This window comes from Rickettsia endosymbiont of Culicoides newsteadi, from assembly GCF_002259525.1.
Taxonomy (GTDB): domain Bacteria; phylum Pseudomonadota; class Alphaproteobacteria; order Rickettsiales; family Rickettsiaceae; genus Tisiphia.
Window position 1 is genome coordinate 1 of record NZ_MWZE01000105.1, and the last position, 4233, is coordinate 4233.

The following is a 4233-nucleotide window of genomic DNA, read 5'->3' on the forward strand; positions in this document are numbered from 1 at the left end:
TTGATTGTCTCTATGACAATTTTTGATTTCTCCTCAGCACTATATTGCCTTACTTGTTTTTTCATCTCTAGCTCTCCTTTTTTGCTAAAGAATTCTATCTCATTTCTTCTATTTTTGTGTCCAAAATATGGAGACCATTATAGTTTAGTTTCCTGTCGGCATTATTTAACTGCTGTTGCACATTTCTTAGTAACATATCAACAAGCGTATCTTGCCAAATTTTGTAATAATGGTCAATAAATGCAACAAGATACAAATACCTCTTATTTGGCTCTACAATATCGGTGATTTGTGTTACTTTTGCTTTAACTATCCACCCAGCATAATATTTGGTCGCATCTACTGATAAAAATTACTTGAATTTGTGGTAGGAATAATATAACTTACTTTAGTTAATAAGTTATTTAATAATATTGAAGCTTATAAAAATTAGTCAAGTATATGAAATGAAAGGAAGATAATGGATAATTTACACCAAGAGTTAAATAATTTAAAAATAACTCAGGTTAAAAAATCAAAAATTTATGACTTTTTAAATTCTATAACAATGGTAGATATTAGTGACAAAATTCTTATAGATGTAATACCCAATGAACAAGAAGGTACCAAAATAGTAACATTAGGGCGTCCCCCTGTTTTGGGTAGTTCAAAAAAACAAATGCGGCATGTGACTCCATACACTTTTGTAGATCATTTAGTAAAAACAAAAATTTCAGGTTTAAAGGTTTCACAATCAGACAGTTTGCAAGATCTTGCAAAACCTTTGAAGATATTTGTATCAGATCAACTAGGATTAAGTTTAGGTGATACGGATTATCAAAGCCTACAACAACAATTAAAAACTAATAAAGATGTTTATCATATCAAAATAAAAAATACAAAAAGAGCAGGATATAAATATTTAATAGATGACGAAAAAGTAGTCAAAACTATACGAGATAAAAAATTCTTTAGTCAAGTTAAAATAAAGGACTTTGAGACTAATTATACGAAAAACATCCAAAAGTTTATTGACTATTCTGTAGATATCTTACAACAAGCAATTAAAGATGAAAATACTATCTGTATTTCTTGTGAAGCTATAGGCAGACTTACGCTCACAATATTTAACCAAAGAATTTACACAGCTTTTCCTGAAGAGGGAAATACTGTACCTTATGAAATTCGTTTATATGATACTGTAGCCGGAGCCAAAGATCCTAAAAACTCAAATTTTCAAGTTCTAACACAGGATGAGGTAGTAGAGCTACAAGATATATATACAAAGAATCCTAAAATAAGAATTGTTAATAACGAAGGTGATAAAATTAAAAAAGTTATCAGTGCCCTAGAAGTAATTAATACCATTATTACATTATGTAATCGTGATGTAAATGAATCAATTATTGAGACTCAGATAAATGAATATAAGAAATATGATTCAATAATCAAGATTAAAAAAGAATCCCCATTGTTATTAGAGAAATATAATCAAGAATTCACTACAGATGATATAGATGAACTTGTAACTCAAGGAGAAATTCTAGAGAGAGACCCCCTTTATTATCATATAGCAAAACATTTATATTATGCCTTTGATTTCAAGTCCTTGGAAGATAAAGTACTTGTACCAAAAAATTTATCAGATCGTAATATAACTCATGTAATCAAGGTATTTCCTTCAGCAGAAGGAGACATGCAAACAACTTACTGTATTAAAGATGGTGATAAATATAGAGAAGATCAAATGAACAGTGCAGTAGGTTATAATAAGAAAGCTGTATTCCGCACAGAGGAACTAGATCAATTGCTACTTATAAAAAAAGTCATAGATCATGTTTATATATCTGTACTACTGTTTTCTTCATTTATAGTTGGATTTAAAAATAGTGATGTAAATTATCCTAAAGCTATATTAGACGCTTTCTCTGAATTAATAGCACTAGATTACTCCATGGATGAAGATTCCAAAAATGATTTCTTAAACAATATTGATGTAGAATCAAATCAAATAAAAATCTTTCAAGATCTTAGTGCGGCAAATACTTCATTATTTACTACCAGTGGAGAAGTAGAATCAGCAGCATTATACGGAGAGGATATTGATTTTTTTAATTAATAAGTAACTATTTATATAATAACTTTAACGAGATTTATCATGAAAAAAAAATTCGAATATATATCTGCAAAGGAAGGGTTTATTCACTTTTTGTTCGAGTCAACAAATACAGGTACGTTAGATAAAATTACAAGTTGGGTACAGAAACACTTAATTGATAAAAATCCTGATATTAGTAAAGAAGAAAAAAGTGCTTTTTTTGAAGCAGAAAAAGGAGTATTAGAAGGGTTCCTTAGAAAAGGTGAAATACGTAAATTTCAAGATTTACTCGAAGTATTTAATGACTTTACTAAAGATAATAGTAATTTTAAAAAATTAGAATTTAAAGTATTTACTGATGCCCTTAAAGGGAGTAAAGAATTTGTTGTAAAACATGGTGAATATCATGATACTATAAAAAGTATACTAGACTCATTTGGTACTATACATGAAGAAAATCAGGAGTTAACAACTAGATTTGAAGAAGTAATTTCTTTACTGGGTGAATTAAGTTCAAGTAGTCACTTATTAGATTTAGATGAGGGAAGTAGTACATCTGGATAATGCATACAGCATTAAGATGATCTAACTTCAATGTGTATGATTAATACGACATAATTACAATTAATAAAAGCTAAAGGTACATATAAACTGATAAAAATTGTACCCAGGTAGGTTAGTGTGACAGGGAAAGTCATCTGATAAAATTTCGAGTTTTGTCATACTACTCACTATTCCAGAAACATGTGTTTTTGATATCCCAAAATAAAGTTTCTCCTGAAATATTTAAAAAATTGCTTAAAAGTGAAATCATTATCTATGTTAGATCAAGGGCTTCAGTATACAAAGTAACCAAATACACATACCTAGAAATCTGTGTAACGTGTACAATTAAATTGCGTTATTTGTGCATAATTATTTTGCACTATTACAGAATAAATTAGAATTATGGTGATTAGGTAATTTGCAGAAATTGGCTAGGTTGACAACGATTTAATATGCCCTAAATTAGCCCAAGTAAGAATTTTCCTGACTTCGGAAAATAGTTAAAGATAAGTGTATAGAAAAAGCAGGAGAAAAAAGGTTTTGTTAATTAGAGGGCGTTTGTTGTGCCTCCATATATTTTTATTATTGACATACAATATTTTAATAGGGGATGTAACGGATAACCTCTTTTTTTTCCGAAAAAGCTATGTATCCGGTATAAGAATAAGGGATTAAGGCTCTTGATTTGAAGAACACTTAATCATTAGATATAGATACATACCTATAAAAAGTAGCTCTCGAAATACTTAACATTTTACAGATATTATTGATGCTCATATTATGATTCTTATGCATTTTTTTTGCAGTTAACACTTTAGGGTCGGAACCAATTATTTTCTTCCTCCTTTTTTTCCTCTAATTCTTGCTGCATTTAAGCCAGCTTTTGTTCTTTCTTGTATTAATTTTCTTTCGAATTGTGCAAGTGAAGAAAAAATATTGAATACTAACTCTCCTGATGCAGTAGTAGTATCAATATCTCCGTCACACAATGATTTAAAACTTACACCTCTAGTTTTTAAATCCTCTATTAGGAGTTCTGACGTAGAACCCCAGATTTTTTTGATTTCAAGAAATTGAGATTTTTGCTTCTCGTTTTTCAATATATTCTTTAAGTGATAAATATTTGCCATATTCAAGATGGGTAGAAATAATTTTATGTAATGGCACGCCAAGTCTATACAAATGAAAGATTTTTTCTTGATCGTTATCGTACATTGATTTTTGTAATGTTCCTTTAGGTTTACCAAGTTTAATGCCTTTTGCTACCCTAGCACGCAGACCTTCTTTGGTCCGTTCTGAGATAAAATCACGTTCCAGTTCTGCTGTCATAGAGAATACGGTGATTAAAACTTTGTTGGTAACATTATTTTTGTCTTTGGGATTTAAGTTTAGGTTTTGCTTGATGAGAACAAGCCTCGACTGTTTCTCTTGTGTAATTGTTTCAACAATATTCAAGGTTTCTTTGATTGAACGTCCCAAACGTGATAATTCAGATGCGATTACAATATCTTTAGGTGACAATTTTTCCAATAAGGGGTTCTAGGGGGTAATCCCAGAAATTTTTGATTTGAGAGAAAGCAGAGTTTTTGTCAAAATATAAAAATTTTTAT

The 4233-nt window shown here is 29.6% G+C and carries 6 protein-coding genes; 3 read left to right on the forward strand and 3 right to left on the reverse strand.

Going from position 1 to position 4233, the window contains the following annotated elements:
* From RiCNE_RS07830 to RiCNE_RS06145, 3 genes are all read left to right on the forward strand, one after another.
* Window positions 1-240, forward strand: a 240-nt coding sequence (locus RiCNE_RS07830; protein WP_204839964.1) for a hypothetical protein, incomplete at its 5' end; no start/stop codon positions are given.
* 220 nt (window positions 241-460) lie between these two features.
* Window positions 461-2098, forward strand: coding sequence for a hypothetical protein (locus RiCNE_RS06140; protein WP_094649705.1), 1638 nt, complete (start codon window positions 461-463; stop codon window positions 2096-2098).
* A gap of 39 nt (window positions 2099-2137) precedes the next feature.
* Window positions 2138-2641, forward strand: coding sequence for a hypothetical protein (locus tag RiCNE_RS06145; protein ID WP_094649706.1), 504 nt, complete (start codon window positions 2138-2140; stop codon window positions 2639-2641).
* 678 nt (window positions 2642-3319) lie between these two features.
* Here RiCNE_RS06145 and RiCNE_RS08510 read toward each other — a convergent pair.
* Genes RiCNE_RS08510 through RiCNE_RS06155 form a run of 3 tightly spaced genes read right to left on the reverse strand, consistent with a single transcriptional unit; the run spans window position 3320 to window position 4144 of the window.
* On the reverse strand, window positions 3320-3418 hold the full coding sequence (locus tag RiCNE_RS08510; protein WP_410525748.1) for a helix-turn-helix domain-containing protein: 99 nt from the start codon (window positions 3416-3418) through the stop codon (window positions 3320-3322).
* 35 nt (window positions 3419-3453) lie between these two features.
* Window positions 3454-3723, reverse strand: a complete 270-nt coding sequence (locus RiCNE_RS08105) for a recombinase family protein (RefSeq protein ID WP_338050570.1) — start codon at window positions 3721-3723, stop codon at window positions 3454-3456.
* Window positions 3689-4144, reverse strand: coding sequence for a recombinase family protein (locus RiCNE_RS06155; RefSeq protein ID WP_239832740.1), 456 nt, complete (start codon window positions 4142-4144; stop codon window positions 3689-3691). The genes RiCNE_RS08105 and RiCNE_RS06155 overlap by 35 nt, the downstream gene beginning before the upstream one ends.
* Between the last annotated feature and the right edge of the window lie 89 nt (window positions 4145-4233).

What these genes read in the sequence shown, in the direction of transcription:
- RiCNE_RS06140 (WP_094649705.1), top strand. Translation starts at nt 461, where the DNA reads ATGGATAATTTACACCAAGAGTTAAATAATTTAAAAATAACTCAGGTT.
- RiCNE_RS06145 (WP_094649706.1), top strand. Translation starts at nt 2,138, where the DNA reads ATGAAAAAAAAATTCGAATATATATCTGCAAAGGAAGGGTTTATTCAC.
- RiCNE_RS08510 (WP_410525748.1), bottom strand. Translation starts at nt 3,418, where the DNA reads ATGCATAAGAATCATAATATGAGCATCAATAATATCTGTAAAATGTTA.